Raw genomic sequence first — 17,362 nt, 5'->3', positions numbered from 1 at the left:
GATAAAATAAATTTGACAAGAGCAAATTTCCCCTTGCCGATGTAGCTGTCCTCATTGTCGGCTGTTGTCGATCAATTCGGTAAGTTGGCTGGATTGGCCGAGGCATCACGCGGGCCACTAAGGGGCTTTGGCGGCCGCCCTGTAGGTGCCTCCCGTGCGATAGATGCGCAGCGCCAGAGCCACCGCCAGGCGCGTGTCGTCGTCCGTCAGATCCAGATGAAAAAGCTGCTCGATGCGAGCAAGTCGGTAGCGCAAGGTGCTCACATGCAGGTCCAGGCTCCTGGCCGCGATGGGCAGCCGGAAACTCGCAGCGGCGAGCGCCGATATAGTCTCAAGATAGTTGCTCGATTTCTGATTGTCCCGGCGAATGATGTCTCCGAGCGTCCGGGTCACAAAAGCATCGATGGTTTCTCCATCCAGTTCCAGCAGGAGAAAGGAAAAGGGTCCGAAATCGGCCAGCGAAACTATGCCGCTTCGAGCCGACTTTTGTGCAAGCGACACAGTGCGCAGACACTGTTGATAGGCGCTGGCATAGCGGCTGGCGTCATCGATCGGATCCGACACGGCAAGGATCGGGGCGGCCTCCCCGCCAAGCTTGAGCGCTCGTTCGATCCTGGAGGCCAGCGAGTTGAAGGCCTTCTGCGAAGGCTCGGGCCCGCGCAAGTGAACAATCACATTGCCATCGACCTCGACCGCGGTCCCCTGGATGCTGGATTCACCGATGACACGGGTTAGTTGCTTCACAAGCTCGCCCGGATTCTCGAACGTCGAGCCGGCTTCGGCTCTCGCTATGGCCACCAGCTTTGACGGCAGACCCCATGCAATGCCGGCCTGCTTGGCGATGTAGGGTATCCTTCCCGGGTCGCGCACGCTGCCGTCGAACAGCTTGGCAAAGAACCTGCTGTTTTCCAGCATCTGGTTCTTGAGCGCGAGATGGGAGCGCAACAGGTAAGAACTGAGCGCGAATATCGCCTGTTGAGCATTCACCTTCTCGATCTCGCTGTCGGCGAGCAGTCCGTTGGAAGGAAAGACGATAAGCGAGCCGACCAAGGCGTTATCCAGCCGCAACGGATGCAGATCCACCGTTAGCGGCAAACCCGGCAGAGGCGGCCTGAAGGAGTAGGGGGCGTGACGCAGGCCGGTCGCGGAACTCGCCGTGGTCAGGTCCGAGAAATCCTGGAAGACCTCGTCCTTTGCCAGCAGAGCGCGCCAATCCTCGTCGGATACGCTGGCGAATGGCGATCGGTTGGCCCATAGGCTGCCTTCCGAAAGATCAACCACAACCAAGGGGGCCGACAGGATCATTTCGAGGCGATCCATCACCCTTTCAGGTGAGCTGGCCTCCAAAGCTGCGGCCATGAGATTGCCGCCGGCCGCGGCAGAGCGCGACAGCCTTTGAGACTGCAGCCTCTCCTTTCGGATCAATTGGGCGCGGTTCACCGCTATGGCGGCCAGGTGGCAGATGGTCTGGAGCAACTCGATCTCAGCCGGCCGAACCTTGAGCATCTGGGCCGAATGGACAGAAAGCACCAGATCGCGGCCCTCCTCATCGAGGCAGTTGAGAGGCAGGAAGGCGATGGTCTTGAACCGATCGGCGAACTGAGGATCCGAGTACATCGGATAGCTGCAGGTGCGGGTGTCGGGAATTACGAGCGGTTCCCTGCTCTCGATTACGCTCAGTATGGGACTTGTCGAAAGCTTCCAGACTCTTTGGACGGCGAATGGTTCGCCGCCCTCCTTGATGCTTTCGACCGCAATGATCGAACGACCGGATGCAGGCTCGGCGGCGATAATGACGCTCCGATCCCAGCTGGTGTATTTGCAGACAGCATCGACAATGTTCTGGATGATCGCCGACATGTCGGCGGTCGCGTTGACCAGGCTGACGATCTCCCTGATCGTTGTCAGATAGGTCCGTTCAACACTGTCGCGCTGCATTCAAACTCAGCCGATACCAGTCGATGGCGCTCTCACCGAGCGATTGCGTGCGCCTGCTCACCCGGCGCCGGACGCGAAAGGCCGAAGAGCTCGCGCAAGGTGGTCCCTTCGTACTCACGCCGGAATAAGCCCCTTTCCTGCAGGATCGGAACAACCAGGTCAACGAAATCGTCCAAGCCGCCGGGGAAATAAGGAGGCATGACGTTGAACCCGTCGGCCGCGCCCTGCTCGAACCACTGCTGCAACGTGTCGGCGATGAATTCCGGATCCCCGCAAAGAACCCAGTGGCCACGGGCGGCGCCGGCGAGATTGCTCAGTTCGCGAAGGGTCATTCCTTCGCGGCGAGCCTTTGACAACATCACGCTGACGAAGCTGTGGTAGCCGTCGGCGATCTGGATGTCCGCGATAGGGCCGTCGGGATCGTATTTCGACATGTCCTGGCCAAGACGCTCGCTCAGCATCTCCATTGCGTTGCTTGTCGCAACGAAGCTTTGCAGGGTGTTGAGCTTGTCCATCGCCTCGCGCGTTGTCTTGCCGACAACCGGCATGACGCCAGGCAAAATGATGAGGTCATCCTTGCCGCGGCCGAACTCCGCGAGCCGGCCCTTCAGGCCCGCATAGGCGGCCTTGGCCTCGTCCAGGTCCTGCACCACGGAAAACACGACGTCAGCGGTGCGCGCGGCGAGCGCTTGGCCGGCGCCCGACCCGCCCGCCTGCAAGATCAGCGGCCGACCTTGCGGGCTGCGAGAAATGTTGAGGGGACCGCGGACCTTGTAGTAGTGCCCGTCGTGGTCGACGGTCCTGACTTTCTTGGGGTCGATGTAGAGCCCGCTCTCACGGTCCTTGACCACGGCGTCGTCATCCCAACAATCCCAGAGCCCGAAAACGACGTCGACGAACTCGCCGGCAATCTCATAGCGCTCGGCATGGTTGGGGTGGATCTTTCCGAAGTTCTCGGCCGCGGCGGTACCGGCCGTGGTGACAACGTTCCAAGCCGCCCGACCGTTGCTGATGTGGTCGAGGGACGCAAACACCCGGGCAACGCTGAACGGATCGCCGTAAGTGGTCGAGGACGTGGCGCCAAGGCCGATGTGGCTTGTACTTTGCGCAAGCGCCGAAAGCATGGTCAGCGGCTCGTAGCGCAAAGTGTAGGAAGGATGCGCCGTCGGGTCGCCAACAAGGTTGTCTCCGATAAAGATCGTGTCGAACCTGCCGCGCTCGGCGGTGGCGGCGATCTTCTTCAGCGCCTCGAGGTCGAGGAACGTGTCAAGCGCTCCAGGATAGCGCCATCCGGCGATGTGACTGCCCGTCGCAAGAAGGAACAGGCCAAGATGCATTTGCCGACTCACGGGACAACCTCCTTGTTTGTCATGCTTGTTTGAGTGCCTCGGATCTTACGCTCAGCGCTGCCGGAAGCTTCCATCAGAGCGTGGAAGATTCTGCGATTTCTTCCTTAATCCCAGCAGATCCCGCGACGGGGGCGGCGAGCCTTTCGAGCGGCTCGCCCCCGTTGCTTTCCCGCAGTTTTGCTCAGCGCGAAAGGATGCTGGCAAGAACCGACCGGGCCCGCGCGATGTCTTCGCTCGAGATGCCTTTCAGCTCTTCTTCCTCGAAGCTCTGCCAACGGGCCGCCATGACCTCGCGTCGGGCAATGCCGGCCGGCGTGAGCTGGAACGTTCCGTCGCTTTCGCGAGCGATGTAGCCACGCTCCTCAAGACCGGCGATCGCATCTTCCGCTACGAGCCGCGTCAGGAAGGAACGCTCGACCAGGCTCTCGATGGTGCAGCCGGGATTGTCGAAGACCGACATCAACACGCGCGTTTCGGAAGCATTGAAACCTTCCTGCTCGCGGGGCTTGTCGAACCGCCGCGACATCCGATGCTGCGCCAGGAACATCAGACGCCAGAACGACGTGACGTCCTCGTTCTTGCCACCCTTGGCCTGGGCGGCCAGGTCGGCCGGGGTCTTCAACTTGGGATGCTCCATGGCCACTGCGTACCGACCCTGAGAGAACAACAGCGCGTCACCGGGATTGCGCTCGAAATGAAGGACACGACCCACGATGATGATGTGATCGCCGCCCTCGTGCCTGGTCTCGATCTTGCATTCCAGGGTGCCGATCGACCCGGCAATCAAGGGCATGCCGGTCTTGCCGGGTGACCAGTCGACGCCGGCGAACTTGTCATCCTCCTGGCTCGAGAAGGACTGGGAAATATCGATCTGGTTGGATCCGAGGATGTTGATGGCGAAGTGGTCCGCTGTCTGGAATGCTTCGAAGCTGCGCGAGGTGCGCTTGATCGACCACAGCACCAGCGGCGGATCCAGCGAGACGGCCGCAAAGGAATTGGCGGTGACGCCGAAGCGCCTGCCGCTGGTCTGCGTGGTGATGACGGTGACGCCTGTGCCGAACTGGCCCAGACAGTGTCTGAAGGCGCGTTGATCGAACTCATTTTGCGTATCCATGGCCGATCTCCTTGCTGTTGTCTGGCCTCGGCGGCCCGAGGCCCAGATCATTTGACCGATTGCCTTACCGCCGAGGCGAGCTTGAAGCCGCGCCTCTGCCCTGACGTTTGACGATCCACTGCCTGCACTTGCGAATGCGAGATTGGCTCTATCCACCCAACGATCGGAAAAGCGCGTAGCGCTGCTCGATCACCAGGCACATGATTGCCGTCATGATGATGGTAATCGCGCTGGCGGCGGCGACCGAGGGCTGCGCCAGCTGATCCATCCTGCCGAAGATGACGACGGGAAGCGTCGCGGCGCCTGTGGGCGAGATGAAGATGGACGTCACCACGTTGTTGAACGAAGTGAGGAATACAAAAAGCGCGCCGGAGACCAGCCCCGGCCTCATCAGCGGAAGGGTGACGTAACGGACCACCTGGAGGGGGCGGGCACCGAAGATCGAAGCTGCGCGCGGCAGCGACGCGTCGGTCAGCGACATGCTGGCCAGCACGGTGCGCAGGATGTAGGGAACGCAGATCACCGCGTGTCCGAGAGTAAGACCAACGGTGTTGACCAGATTGAGCTGAGTGAAGAACACCAGCAGGCCAAAACCGCTAAGCACCAGCGGCACGCTGAGCGGCGACAGAAAGCAGGAAATGAGGAAGCTCCTCCACTTGCCGCCAAGCCCCATGACGAAGATGGCTGCGCTCGCTCCGACGGGGACGCAGATCGCCACCGAGGTTAAGGCGACAAGCAGGCTAAGCCTGAGCCCTGCCATCATTTCGCTGTCGCCGAAAAAGGCGGCATACCATCTGAACGATAGCCCGTTGGGCGGGAACTGCAGGTAGTCGCCGGCGGTGAGCGACGCTCCAATCGTGACGACCACGGGAGCGAGCAGTATCGCGTAGAGCGCATAGACCAAGACACTGAGCAGCCGCGGCATGTCAGTTCTCCCACTTCATGATCCGTTGGGTTAGCGCCGCGATCAGCCAAGTCAGTCCCAGCGTCACCGCGAACAGGAGCACGCCCAAGGCGGCAGCGCCCGGCCAGTTGAAGATCTGCAGCGTGTATCTGAAGATCATGAGCGGAACGATCATCACCTGGCCACCGCCAATGATGAAGGGAACGACGAACCCGGACATGGACAGGGCAAAGACAATGAGCCCGCCGGAAACCACTCCGGGCATGCTGAGCGGGAGTGTCACTCTCCAAAACGCTGTCGCCGGCGTTGCACCATGGATGCGCGCCGCGCGGGCAAAGGACGGGTTGATGTTCTGCAATGACGCGAAAATCGGCAGGATCGCAAAAGCGATGTAGCTGTAGGTGTTGACGATGACGACGCCGGAGATCGTGTTGAGGATCGGGATCGCGTCGCCGATAATGCCGAGTGAGAGCAATGCCCGATTGATCAACCCGTTGTTGCCGAGCAGCAGTATCCAGGCGAATGACGTGACGACAAAGCTCGTCATCAAAGGCAACAGGACAATGAGAACCAAAGCCAGCCGAAGAAGCTTTGAGCGTACATTGTTCAGGTGCCAGGCGAGCGGATACCCGAACAACAGCGAGAAAAATGCCGTCAGCGCCGATATGAGGAGAGTCCTGCCGAGATCTGCATAAAAGTAGGAATCGGTGAGGGCCTTCACGAAGTTCGACAGCGTCCAGCCGCTTCCGACGATCGTGGTCTCATCGAAGGGCCGGAAAGCCATCAGCAGCGCCATGAAAAGGGGCACTGCGAAGAAGAATCCCACCAACACAGTCATTGGCGCGGCCAGGACAGCTTGAAAGGTCACGCTGCGTTTCATGACACAGCACTTTCGACACGTATCCAGTCGCCCGGCTCGACACAGATTTCAACGCTTTCGCCGGTCTGGATCCCAAGCGGACGATGGGCCGCGCAGTGCGCCTGCAGGATCAGGCCACCAGGCAACTCGATCTCGCATCGCACGATCGCGCCGACGAAAGTCTGGGATTTGAGCACGCCCCTGAAGGAGGTCGCGCCGTGCGCCGGCGACAGCATCAGTCGATCCGGACGTATGGCCAGCCTCACGGAATCGCCCTCGCGGCCGAGCGCGGCGTCAGGCGGTAGGCTGACGTTGCCTCCATGGTTGAGCTCGACCAGACCGGCTGCTGCATCTTTCAGTGTGCCCGAGAGGAAGGTTGCATGACCGACGAAGCCGGCAACGAACTCGGTCCTGGGGTTGTTGTAGATTTCGATCGGGCTGCCGGCCTGTTCGATGCAGCCACGGTTCATGACCACGATCCGATCGGACATGGTCAATGCCTCTTCCTGGTCGTGGGTGACATAGATGGCGGTGATGTCGACGGCCTTGACGATGCGGCGGATCTCGCGAGCCATGTCTCGACGCAACTGAGCATCAAGACTGCTCAGCGGCTCATCGAGCAGGATGATCTTGGGCTCGGCGGTTAGCGCGCGCGCTAGTCCGACACGCTGTTGCTGGCCACCGGAAAGCTCGCGCGGATAGCGGCTTGCATATCCCTCGAGCCTTATGAGCTCGAGGGATTTTGACACCAGTCCCTTGATCTCCTGACGCGACCGCTTCTGCATGATCAGAGGAAACGCGACATTCTCGGCGACCGTCATGTGCGGGAAGAGCGCATGACTCTGGAACACCATTCCCAGGCCCCTTAGATGAGGCGGCAGGCGGGTGATCTTGTCCTGCCCGAGAACTACCTCTCCCCTGTCCGGCAGCTCGAAGCCGGCGATGATGTTGAGGGTTGTCGTTTTTCCGCACCCGGAGGGACCAAGCAGCGATACAAACTCTCCAGGAGCGACGGACAAGTCCATGCCCTTGAGGACAGACAGGGCGCCGAAGGCCTTTTCCAGGCCAGCTAGTTCAAGACGGACTGACATCGTTGTTGCTACGCCAGCTTACGACTGGACTTCGCGCTGCCAGCGCTCGGCCAGGTCGATCCGGTTCTTGATATAGATGTTCCAGTCAGCCTGAATCGCATTCTCGATGGCTTGCTTGTTAAGCGGGAATGTCGCCGCGAAGGCCGGATCTAGTTCGGTCTTGGAATTGATCGGTCCCCAACCGCCGCGCTGGGCCAGGTCTTTTTGAAATTCAGCCGAAAGCATCATGTCGACAAGCTTGTTGGTGCCGTCGATATCCGGGGCGTTTTCAGGTACCGCCATGTAGTGCGACATGGCAACCGAGCCCTCTTTCGGCAACTTCCAACCGATGGGCAACCCCGCCGCAGTGGCCTGCTTGGCAAGGTTCTGCGGAGCATATGTGAGCCAGATCTCCCGCTGCTGGAGCAATTGCAGGATCTGGCCGGCGCCTCCGGTGAAGGCCCGGATGTTCGGTCGCAATTCCTTTAGCTTGGCAAAAGCTGCGTCGAACGAACTGTCCTTGGCTCCAAGCAGCGTCTGCGTCTGGGACAGAATGGCAAAGGCGAACGTGCTGGAGAATTGAGGGATCGATATGCGGTTCTTGAATTCAGGTCGCCACAGGTCGAAGAACGAGTTGAGTTCGGCGATCTTGTTAGCCTTGATCGCCTCTTCGTCATAGAGCAGGCCGAGCATGTAGACCAGGACCGACGTGCCGCCGCCATCGGCGTCGCGATAGCTTGGATAGACATTGGCGAGGTTCGGGATTTTGCTCTCGTCAAGCTTTTGCCAGACGCCAGCGGCCTTGCCCTGGGCCCACGGACCCTGATCCAGCGTGAAAAGGCTGATGGTGGGGTTCTGCTTCTGCGCAATGGCCCGGGCGAGAGCTTCGGCGCTCAGGAAGATCGAGGGTTCGACGTCAATTCCATGCACCTCCTTCATACGCGGCATGATGAAACTGCGAAACGACTGCTCGAAGCCTGCCGAGATCACCACATTCAGTTGCCGGGCCTGCGAGAAGGCCTTGCGCATGGTAAGCGCCACGCCGGCGGAACCCAGAAACATGCCGAACTGACGCCGCGAAATTTTGCCGGAAGTCTGAAAATTTTTCATTTTGTTCCCTTTCGTGCTCTGATCTTATTTTTGAAAAGCCTGCGCACAGCACCTCGGCGCAGATTGATCGCCATCAATGGAGGCCGGCCGGACGGCTCAATCCACGACGATCTGGTTATCAACGATAGCGACGCTCGATACCGGGAGCTTCCACCGTTCCGCGTAGAAAATGACGCGACTTTTCCGCTAGATGCACAGAGCCGCGTTAGCCGGGTTCCACGTTTCGCGCCAACAAAATGCCCTCCTTGGCCAATCTCGTCGCACAACGAGGAATCGCATGGCCGCCGTTTGACTCAAGGCTACGAGATTTAATAAGATTAAAAGCTGTTTTTGAGTGATTCAAACCATTCAACCGCAGGTGGCATGGACCTTCGGCAACTGAGATATTTTGTGTCTATCGCCGAGCTTGGCAGCTTCTCAAAGGCGGCCGAGGTGCTGCGCATTGCCCAGCCGTCCATCTCGCAACACATGCAGAACCTGGAAGATGAGTTGGGAGTGCAGCTCTTCTCGCGCCACGCGCGAGGGGCGACGATGACGGGGCCGGCGCGCGAACTCTACGACCATGCAAGGCGCATTCTGAGCAGTGTCGAACATGCCAAGGACGCCATTCAGCGCGAGGCAACAAGGCCCATCGAACGCGTTTCGCTAGGTCTGTCGACCTCGGTGGCACGAAACGTCGCTTTGCCATTGTTCCAGCACCTGTCATCGCACGAGGCAAAGGTCGCCCTGCACATCGTGGAAGCGATGCCTGGCTACCTCGGCGAACTGTTGGAGGCCGGTCGCCTCGACGTTGCGGTACTGCCAGATCACAGGCCGACCGAATTCACGACTGAAGAGCCCTTGCTCGACGAGGATTTCGTCGTTCTGGTGCGTCCGCAACATCCCTTCGCCAAGCGCCAGGAAGTGGTGTTTTCAGAAATATTCGATCGTCCCGTCGTGTTGCCGGGACGTCATCACACGCTGCGTATCGGTTTGGAGAACCTGGCAGCCAGGAACAACGTCACCATTCGCGCGGTCGACTGCGACAGTGTCACCGCAATGGCGAAGATCGTACAGAACGACGAGTACGCGACCGTCATGCCGCAAGTGGCGTTCCTGGACGAGATTGCCAGACGAGAGATTGTGTCTGTGCCGATCGTGTCGCCGACGCCATCATGGCGGCTCTCGATCGTGCGTTCGGAGAGGAGCGACAACCCAAGAGGATCGACGCTGGTGTCGGAAGCGCTGGCAGTCGTGATAGACGCGCTGGTGCGAGAGGGGCGATGGCACGCTCGCCGGCCGCGCGCTGCGAGCCAGCCCGAAAATTAGCGTTCTGGAGCGACGGACGTTCGGCTTGCGCGACCGCCAGCAAGGACGGGAAAGCGCTGGGGCAGAGCCTTGCTGACTCGGCCCCGCAAGCCAGCTCAGGCGTACTGGCGCGTTTCGGCCAGAAATTGCGCGCTGGTCATGACCTTGCCCAGCATGTCGGCGACAATCCCAAGCGCCGCGGAAGACGATTCCGGCGTCATCCCGACTTGGCAGTCTGAAATCGCGATAACCTTGTAGTGGAGATCGATTGCCCCGAACGCGGTCGCGAGGCAGCAGCAGTCGGTCGCGATCCCGGTGATGACGACAGTGTGGCGATGCAGGCGCTTGAGATAGATTTCAAGATCGGTGTGCGCGAAGCAATTGTATGTTCTCTTACTCTCGATGACGTAGTCGCCCTTTTCCGGCTTGAGCACGAACTCGGTTGTCGGCGAGCCTTCAAGGCAATGTGCATCCGACCACCTTTCGATCCAGGCCGGGTGATCGTTGTGGATACCCTTGACTGCCTCAAACCGCACATGGACGATGGGAACGTTGCGCTTGCGGGCTTCGCCCAGGAAATTGCTCAGCTTCGGAACCATCACGTCCAGTTCGGATGCCGGTGCCGGAATTGTCGCGACCGGGCCGATATGACCCTTATGCATGTCGATGACGACCACCAGGCAATCGTCGAGTTCGGTGCTTGTCATTGCTCATTTCTCCGTTGTTGTGCCGAAACCAAAAATCACTCGCTTCTGAACCATCTGGCACTCACATCATCAGCGCTTCGAGGGCGTTTGCGTCACGAAGAACGCTTTGATCGACCTCGGCTTCCAACCTGCCTCGATTGAGGATCTTGATCCGTTTGGCGAGCGAGGCCAGGAACTCCAAGTTCTGCTCGACCAGGATTATGGTGATACCTCGCTCCTCGTTGACCGCCTTCAGGATATCGATCATCTCATCGACGATAGACGGCTGGACGCCTTCGGTCGGTTCGTCGAGCAGGATCACCTGCGGTTCGCCGCATAAGCATCTCGCGAGTGCAAGGATCTGCTGCTCGCCGCCAGAGAGCGTGCCTCCGACGCGGTCGAGGAGCGGGGCCAGGCGCGGGAATAATTGCAGCATCGGCTCGAAATCGGCGCTCTTGCCACGTTGACCGAGCATCAGGTTCTCGCGCACGGAAAGGGCCGGAAAGATCTGCCTGCCTTGCGGCACGTAGCCGACACCCGCCGCGACGCGCCTGTAAGTCGGCTCGCGGTTTATTTCACGGTCTCTGAGCACGATGCGGCCCGACGTAACGGGCACCGCGCCCACGATGGTTTTGAGCAAAGTGCTCTTGCCGGCGCCGTTGTGGCCAAGGATGCCGACGAAATCGCCGCCGGCAACAGAAAGGTTCAGATCCCGCAAGATGGCGATGCGATCATAACCGCTGCAGAGCGCACTGATCTCAAGCATCATGTTTATACCGCTTGCCGAGGTAGATATCGCGCACAGCCGGATCTCCCAGCACGGTGTTGACATCACCTTCGAGGAATTTCTGACCCTGGTGCAGGACCGTTACTCGATCCGCCACCATGCGGATGAATCGCATGTTGTGTTCGACAACCAGAATGCTGGGGGCGCGGCGCATACCGCGCAAGAGCTCGGCCGTTCGTTCTACTTCCGCATCGCTCATGCCGGCGGTGGGCTCATCGAGCAGCATGAGGAGCGGATCGCCGGCAAGGACGCCGCCGATCTCCACCCATTGTCTTTGACCGTGCGCCAAACGACTGACCGGCCGCTTTGCGATCGAGGTGAGGTTGAGCTCTTCGAGGAGCTCCTCGACAAAGCGACCGGCCGCATGAGCCTGCAAGCGATGCCGCGCCGCGATCCAGAGATTTTCGCGCACGTCCAGATCCTCGAAGAGCTTGGGGACCTGGGTCTTGATGCCGATGCCGAGTCTGGCCACTTCGAAAGGACGCAGTCCCGTGACGACGGCATCGCGAAATGCGACGCTCCCCGCGGTCGGCAGCAACTGGCCGGTAATCAACTTGAAGAACGTACTCTTGCCGGCGCCGTTGGGACCGATCATGCAGTGAATGGCTCCTGCCTGCATTGCGAAGTCGAGGTTGCGCACCGCAAACACCCCCCCGAAACGCCGCTCGAGACCGCGGCTTGTGAGAAGGGTCATTGAACTGTCTCCTCGCGCGAACCGGGGACGGGCATAGTCGCTTCATGATCTGCGGAACTGTTTGCCGCCCTGATGACCAGGCGCTTGATGAACGGTACGGCGCCCTCGGGCACCACGACAACGAAGACCATCAGAATGATGCCGAACACCAGGCTGGTGTCGATCGAGCCGGCCGTGCCGAGGCGGGTCGTCAGATACTGCATCGCGACGGCGCCCAGGATTGGGCCGATAAACGTCTCGCGCCCGCCGACGATGATCCAGATGATGATTTGCGCGGTCGTGCCCAGCGAAAAGACCGTGGGCGAGATGAAGGCATTCCAGTTTGTGAAAAGGCAACCGGCGTAGCCTGCGATAGCGGCTCCGAGGACGAAGATGCCGAGCTTGAAAGCAGCGCTGTTGTAGCCGATCAGTTCGGCTCGATCCTCGTTCTGTTTCACCGCCACGACGATCCTGCCGAAGGTCGAGACGGAGACGATCTTGCACAGCAGATAGACGATGATCAACGACGCCATCGCCAGGTAGAACATCGCGTTGGGGTCTAGAACGGCATTAGGGAAACCCGGAACGTTGATCATCGGCACCGATGACATGCCGGTATAGCCATTCAATTTCGCAGCCCCGATGACATAGTCGGGGCCGGCGGCACTGTTGAAGAAATTGAACAGGATCAGCGATACCGAAAGCGTGATCACGCCGACGTAGAGTTCACCCAGACGAGCCATGAACATGAAGTAGCCGAGCGCCAGGGCGAACAGTGCCGGCACGGCGATCGAAAGCAGAACCGGAACCGTGCTGTCTCCCATGTTCTCCACCGCGACAGCGTAGCTGTAGCCGCCGAGACCGAAGAATGCGGCCTGCCCGAGACAAAGGATTCCGCCAAACCCCCAAGACAACGCCAGGCTGAGCGCGAGGATCGCCATCACCACAAAGACGGTGATCTGCAAAACATTGTAAAGGTCGAGCGTGGCTGGAACACCGGCCAGGATCAGAAGGCCGATCCCGGCTGTGACGTAGGTGCTTGCGCCGAGGCGCTGAAGAAGCCCCATCAGACTCCCCTCCTGAAGAAGCGACCGGAGATGCCCTCGGGCAGAATGCGCAGCAGCACGATAGCGGCGACCAGAAGTGCTGCTTCGCCGATGCCTGGCGTGAACGCGTAGCTGACCACCTGGTTGATGGTGCCAAAGAAAATCGAGGCCGAGCCGGTCCCCACGATGATGGCACTGCCGCCGGAGATCACGGTAATGAAGGCTTTGGCGACGAAGGCTGCCCCCATCGTCGGGATCACTCCCGTCACCGGCGCCAGCAGGCCGCCAGCCAAGCCCGAAACCGCCGCGCCGACGGCGAATGTAACAGCGTAGATGCGATGTGGATTGTAGCCCAGCGCGGCGACCATGTCGGGGTTCTGCATCGTGCCGCGCGCCAGCACACCCCAACGGGTGAACCGCAGCACCGCGTAGATGGCCACGAGAACCGATAGGGCCGCGACAATAAGGGCGAGGTTGTATGCTCCAAGTCCGTAGCCGCCGATGTTGATGGTTCCAAGCGGCGTCGGCATCCCCTCGGTGGTATTGCCATAGATCGTCGTAACCAGACCGGTAAGAAACAGGCTCAGGCCCCAGGTCGCGAGCATCGACTCGACCAGCCGCCCGTAAAGGCGGCTGATCAAGACCTGTTCGATGACCAGTCCTATGAGACCCACGACGGCCGGCGCCACCAGCAGCATGCCAACCCATGGATTGACGCCCAGTTGGTTGCTTTTGACTGCCGCATATCCCCCCAGCATGATGAACTCGCCATGGGCAAGATTGATCACCCGCATCATGCCGAAGACGATCGCCAGCCCGACGCTGAACAGGAAGATCGTCGCGATCGAGGTCAAAACCTGGAGGAAAAGGACGGTGGTAAGCGCCATCGTCGGACCCTCAGATGGGCGTGAACTGGTTGTTGGTGTCCGGATTCTTCAGAAGGTCGCATTTGCCTTCAGCATCCGCCGGAAATTGCTGGTCCCATTTCGTGAGAATCTTGAATGCACCGCCCTCGCAGCGTCCGAGATAGATGTCCCTGGCGCAATGGTGAAGCGGGCCGAGCACGGTGAGGACCCCGGCTGGCCCGGTGTAACTCGCACCGCCCTCCATCGCCTCGATCACGGCTTGGCGTTCGGCAGACCCTGCCTTCTTGACGGCCGCCGCCCACAGCATGGTGCCCTCGTATCCGCCCATCGAGATGCAATTCTGGGGAAGAGCGTTGGCGCCGAACTTCTTCTTATAGCGCTCAACCCAGGCCTTGTTTTCGGGGGAGTCGATTTCCATGAAATAGGTGAAGGGAGCAACGATCCCCTCGCTGTCAGAGGGCGGCAGCATCTGCTGCTCGTTACCGGACCCGAAGCTGTAGCCGAGGATCGGGATCTTGTTCAGCATGCCCGCAGCCGCCCACTGCCGGTAAAATCCCAAATGGGCTGCGCCGATCAGGCAGCAGGCTATAAAATCCGGCTTCTCGACTTGAATGCGCGTGATGATAGGACCGAACTCAGTCACGGAAAGCGGAAAGAATTCATTCGCAGTCATCGTTGCGCCATTCTCGGCGGCGTAGCGTTTGGTCCATTCGGCACGGATGCGTGGAGAGTTGTAGTCGGCGCCGATCGAGAAGATCTTCTTCCCGTATTCCTTGATCGCCCATTTGAGTGGCTCCTTCTCGTCCATGGCCGGGGTCGAGCCTGTGCAGAAGGTATTCCTGTCGCATACACCGCCTTCGTAGGTGGTCGAATAGACATAGAGGGTCTTGAAGCGGTTCAGGATTGGACGGATGACCTCGCGCGAAGCGCTGGTGAGCCCGCCGTGAACGACATGTACCTTGTCCTGAAGCGCAGCCTGTTGTGCGTATTGCGCGTAAAGCTGATTGTTGGACTGCGTGTCGTAGGTGATCAGCTTGAGCTTCTTGCCCAAGAGGCCTCCTGCGTCATTGATCTCGTCGACGGCCATTTGCATGCTCATCTGCGTCGGCTTTCCGTAGATATCGAGTCCTCCGGAAAGGTCGAGGATGGACGCAATGCGGATTTCGTCGTCCGCGACCGCGCGGCCGATAATCGCGGGCGATGCGATCGCCGCCAGGACGGCGCCTTTCGAGAATGTTCTGCGGTTGATCATCGAATTCCCCTTCGTTTTGTTTTTGGGGCATCGCGTGCTCGCGATGCGTCGCGGCGCTTGTCGCTGCCAACAGGCGTCTGCCCGGGCAGAGACTGCTTTTCGACGGGGAATTGTTATTCAGCTTAGGCGGCGTGCAGAAATATGAAATGCTGAAGCCGATCCATAGCCTGATCTTATGGAAGCCCGTGACTTCGGAACGGCTGGCGGTAGGCCGGCAGATCGGGCAACTGCGAGGATGCAAATCGCGGTCCCGTGTGACCGGGCATCGGTCCAATGGGCTTGGTGATCGCGGTCGCCTGCAATGTCAGGGATTGTTCGAATATATCGCCCTCAGGCTTGCCAGGGCCTGTTTGACGCCTTGCCTGATCGGAAATTCGAAGGTCCGTTGCGGGAACTCGCCATAGACGAACTTGCGCACGTAGAAATAGAAAAGACCGCCATGCAGTATCCACATGACATCAAGTTCATCCTGCGTAATTTGATCTGAATTGCGGGTCAAACCGGCCTCGGCTCCAACCTCTAGACATATTAATGTCATCAGCGGATTGCCCACCCTTTGGATATGCCAGACGTTCAGGCTTCCGTCCGATAAACCGGCAAACGTATAGAGGCGTATCCATTCGTAAGTGTAAGTGTATTCGGAATAGGCCGAGAAGAAAGACACCATCCTTGCCTCGATTGGCTTGGCCCTGTCTTTCAGCAGGATGTCCCAATGTGCATCCCGCTGCCTCTTCGCCAATCGATCGAACACGGCCTGTATCAATTCGGCTTTCGAAGAGAAGTGCTTGTACAAAAGTGGCTGCGTGACGCCTATCTTCTTCGCCAGCTCGCGCGTTCCGCCGGCAAATCCGTGGTCCGCGAAATAGACCATGGCCTTTGAAACAATGTCCTCGCGCCGATCTTCCCCCGAGAGTCGCGTCGACCTCGGTTGCTGGGAATATTGTGGTGCGTTGTCTTGTGCTCGGTCTTCCATGCAGGGACCTTTCAGATTCATATGCCACGGCTTCTCCGCATCAGTGCGGTGGCAAAAAAACCAGCCGCACTGCAATTCGCTGCCGAGTTAGATGGATAAACGGGACCCATACCTACTTCGACAAAAGCCTTCAAACGATAGCTGCGGTTCGCCGGCCGCATGGAGGTCCCCACCTGAACCAACTTTATTTCTGTCAAAGTGAATTTTGTCCAGATTCACTCTTGCCGACCTGGCTGAAATCGGTTATCGATCGATAACTTCCACGAAACGGCCCGCTACGCAAGTAGGATCCGGCGTCCGTACAGAAGTTTTTTGCAAGGGAGATTGAAATGGGGGATACATTCCCAAAGCTTCGCCTCGCCGCAGTCCAGGCGGCTCCCGTTTTCCTTGACAGGGAAGCGTCGGTTGAGAAGGCTGTCAGGCTTATCAAGGAAGCCGGGGCCAACGGCGCCGACTTCGTCGGCTTTCCCGAGAATTTCATCCCAGGTCATCCGCTTTGGTATTATTTCGACCCGGCCAACGGGAAGAAGGCCATGCGCCTGGCGACCGAGCTCTATAAAAACGCGGTCGTGATTGATAGCGAGGAGGTCCGCGAGATCTGCAAGGCGGCGGCCGAGGCGAACGTCTACGTGGTCATGGGCCTGACGGAGAAGCAGGCCAATCAAACCGGCGGTATGTTCAATACACAGCTCTATATCGACCGAAATGGGCGCATCATCGGCAAACATCAAAAGATGGCCCCGACCATCGGCGAGAAGATGGTTCATATGGGGGGAAGCGCCCGATACCTGCGCTCGGTACCCACCGAATTCGGTCCGGTCAGCGGCATGATCTGCGGCGAGAATACCAATCCGATGGCTGTCATGGCCATGTCTGCTGAATATACGAGGATCCACGTCGCGGCTTGGCCCAACCATTTCATGCCCGACCATTGGGCATCGATGCATCAATCGATCCTGATCGCCAGCCGCAATGTTGCTTACGCATGCAAGTGTTTCGTGATCGCAGCTGCCGGCACTGTGAGTCCCGAAATGGTGGATCTGCTGGCTCACACCGACGAAGATCGAGCCTTCCTGACCGACCCCAAGAAGACGGGGGGCTCGGCGATCATCGATCCGACAGGCAACATCATCGCAGGTCCGCTCGACGGCGATAAGGAAGGCATCCTTTATGCCGATGTCGATCTCGAGCACTGCGTCACTGACCGGTTCGTCCACGATTTTGGCGGCGGCTACAACCGGCCGGATCAACTTCAGCTGCTGATAAACGACCATGACAATGTGCTCGTTCACCGCACCTCTTTCGGCGGCGCAAATTCCTGGTCACAAGCCGCCGAAAACACCCTCGGCTTGGAGAACGCCGGGCAAGAAAGAATACCTGCGCGAAGCGACCGGCTTCTGGACGCGGAATTGAACTGAAACACCATCATCGTCCGCGCGCTCCGGCGC

At 59.4% G+C, this 17,362-nt stretch carries 16 protein-coding genes; 2 read left to right on the top strand and 14 right to left on the bottom strand.

Annotation, left to right across the window (positions count from 1 at the left end):
- Nucleotides 1-117: 117 nt before the first annotated feature.
- The 7 genes from QU595_RS25825 to QU595_RS25795 all read right to left on the bottom strand — a co-directional run bounded on the left by QU595_RS25825 (nucleotide 118) and on the right by QU595_RS25795 (nucleotide 8,263).
- Entirely contained in the window at nucleotides 118-1,938 is a 1,821-nt protein-coding gene (locus QU595_RS25825; RefSeq protein ID WP_315927380.1) for a helix-turn-helix domain-containing protein, read from the bottom strand.
- A 32-nt stretch (nucleotides 1,939-1,970) separates the two neighbouring features.
- Nucleotides 1,971-3,275 (bottom strand): LLM class flavin-dependent oxidoreductase, encoded by a 1,305-nt coding sequence (locus QU595_RS25820; RefSeq protein ID WP_315927378.1) that lies wholly within the window; start codon nucleotides 3,273-3,275, stop codon nucleotides 1,971-1,973.
- Nucleotides 3,276-3,468: 193 nt separating this feature from the next.
- Complete coding sequence (locus QU595_RS25815) at nucleotides 3,469-4,401, bottom strand: flavin reductase (protein ID WP_315927376.1); 933 nt, start codon at nucleotides 4,399-4,401, stop codon at nucleotides 3,469-3,471.
- Nucleotides 4,402-4,549: 148 nt separating this feature from the next.
- A complete protein-coding gene (locus QU595_RS25810) occupies nucleotides 4,550-5,326 on the bottom strand; it encodes an ABC transporter permease (protein WP_315927374.1) in 777 nt (258 codons plus the stop codon).
- 1 nt (nucleotide 5,327) lies between these two features.
- Nucleotides 5,328-6,185: an ABC transporter permease gene (locus QU595_RS25805; protein WP_315927372.1), complete on the bottom strand. Its 858-nt coding sequence runs from the start codon at nucleotides 6,183-6,185 to the stop codon at nucleotides 5,328-5,330.
- Complete coding sequence (locus tag QU595_RS25800; protein ID WP_315927370.1) at nucleotides 6,182-7,255, bottom strand: ABC transporter ATP-binding protein; 1,074 nt, start codon at nucleotides 7,253-7,255, stop codon at nucleotides 6,182-6,184. The genes QU595_RS25805 and QU595_RS25800 overlap by 4 nt, the downstream gene beginning before the upstream one ends.
- 18 nt (nucleotides 7,256-7,273) lie before the next feature.
- The gene (locus QU595_RS25795; RefSeq protein WP_315927368.1) at nucleotides 7,274-8,263 is read right to left on the bottom strand and encodes an extracellular solute-binding protein; all 990 of its coding nucleotides are present in this window, start codon (nucleotides 8,261-8,263) and stop codon (nucleotides 7,274-7,276) included.
- 444 nt (nucleotides 8,264-8,707) lie between these two features.
- On the opposite strand from QU595_RS25795, the gene QU595_RS25790 reads away from it, so the two are divergent.
- The gene (locus QU595_RS25790; protein WP_315927366.1) at nucleotides 8,708-9,652 is read left to right on the top strand and encodes a LysR family transcriptional regulator; all 945 of its coding nucleotides are present in this window, start codon (nucleotides 8,708-8,710) and stop codon (nucleotides 9,650-9,652) included.
- Between the two features lie 95 nt (nucleotides 9,653-9,747).
- Here the strand turns inward: QU595_RS25790 and QU595_RS25785 are convergent, their stop codons facing one another.
- The 7 genes from QU595_RS25785 to QU595_RS25755 form a co-directional block, all read right to left on the bottom strand.
- Nucleotides 9,748-10,338: an isochorismatase family cysteine hydrolase gene (locus tag QU595_RS25785; RefSeq protein ID WP_315927364.1), complete on the bottom strand. Its 591-nt coding sequence runs from the start codon at nucleotides 10,336-10,338 to the stop codon at nucleotides 9,748-9,750.
- A gap of 61 nt (nucleotides 10,339-10,399) precedes the next feature.
- Nucleotides 10,400-11,083 carry an ABC transporter ATP-binding protein gene (locus QU595_RS25780; RefSeq protein ID WP_315927361.1) on the bottom strand — a complete coding sequence of 228 codons (684 nt, stop codon included), beginning with the start codon at nucleotides 11,081-11,083 and terminating at the stop codon, nucleotides 10,400-10,402.
- A complete protein-coding gene (locus QU595_RS25775) occupies nucleotides 11,076-11,798 on the bottom strand; it encodes an ATP-binding cassette domain-containing protein (RefSeq protein ID WP_315927359.1) in 723 nt (240 codons plus the stop codon). The genes QU595_RS25780 and QU595_RS25775 overlap by 8 nt, the downstream gene beginning before the upstream one ends.
- Nucleotides 11,795-12,844 (bottom strand): branched-chain amino acid ABC transporter permease, encoded by a 1,050-nt coding sequence (locus tag QU595_RS25770; protein ID WP_315927357.1) that lies wholly within the window; start codon nucleotides 12,842-12,844, stop codon nucleotides 11,795-11,797. Before QU595_RS25770 ends, QU595_RS25775 begins: the two co-directional genes overlap by 4 nt.
- Complete coding sequence (locus QU595_RS25765; protein ID WP_315927355.1) at nucleotides 12,844-13,710, bottom strand: ABC transporter permease subunit; 867 nt, start codon at nucleotides 13,708-13,710, stop codon at nucleotides 12,844-12,846. Before QU595_RS25765 ends, QU595_RS25770 begins: the two co-directional genes overlap by 1 nt.
- 10 nt (nucleotides 13,711-13,720) lie before the next feature.
- Entirely contained in the window at nucleotides 13,721-14,941 is a 1,221-nt protein-coding gene (locus QU595_RS25760) for an ABC transporter substrate-binding protein (protein WP_315927353.1), read from the bottom strand.
- A 304-nt stretch (nucleotides 14,942-15,245) separates the two neighbouring features.
- Nucleotides 15,246-15,935, bottom strand: a complete 690-nt coding sequence (locus QU595_RS25755) for a TetR/AcrR family transcriptional regulator (RefSeq protein ID WP_315927351.1) — start codon at nucleotides 15,933-15,935, stop codon at nucleotides 15,246-15,248.
- A 308-nt stretch (nucleotides 15,936-16,243) separates the two neighbouring features.
- Here QU595_RS25755 and QU595_RS25750 point away from each other — a divergent pair, with 308 nt between their 5' ends.
- Complete coding sequence (locus QU595_RS25750) at nucleotides 16,244-17,332, top strand: carbon-nitrogen hydrolase family protein (RefSeq protein ID WP_315927350.1); 1,089 nt, start codon at nucleotides 16,244-16,246, stop codon at nucleotides 17,330-17,332.
- Nucleotides 17,333-17,362: the final 30 nt, after the last annotated feature.

Origin of the sequence: Mesorhizobium sp. SP-1A (genome assembly GCF_032460275.1) — a bacterium.
GTDB lineage: Bacteria > Pseudomonadota > Alphaproteobacteria > Rhizobiales > Rhizobiaceae > Mesorhizobium.
Note: the sequence above shows the minus strand (reverse complement) of the source record. Positions and strands in the feature narration are given on the sequence as shown.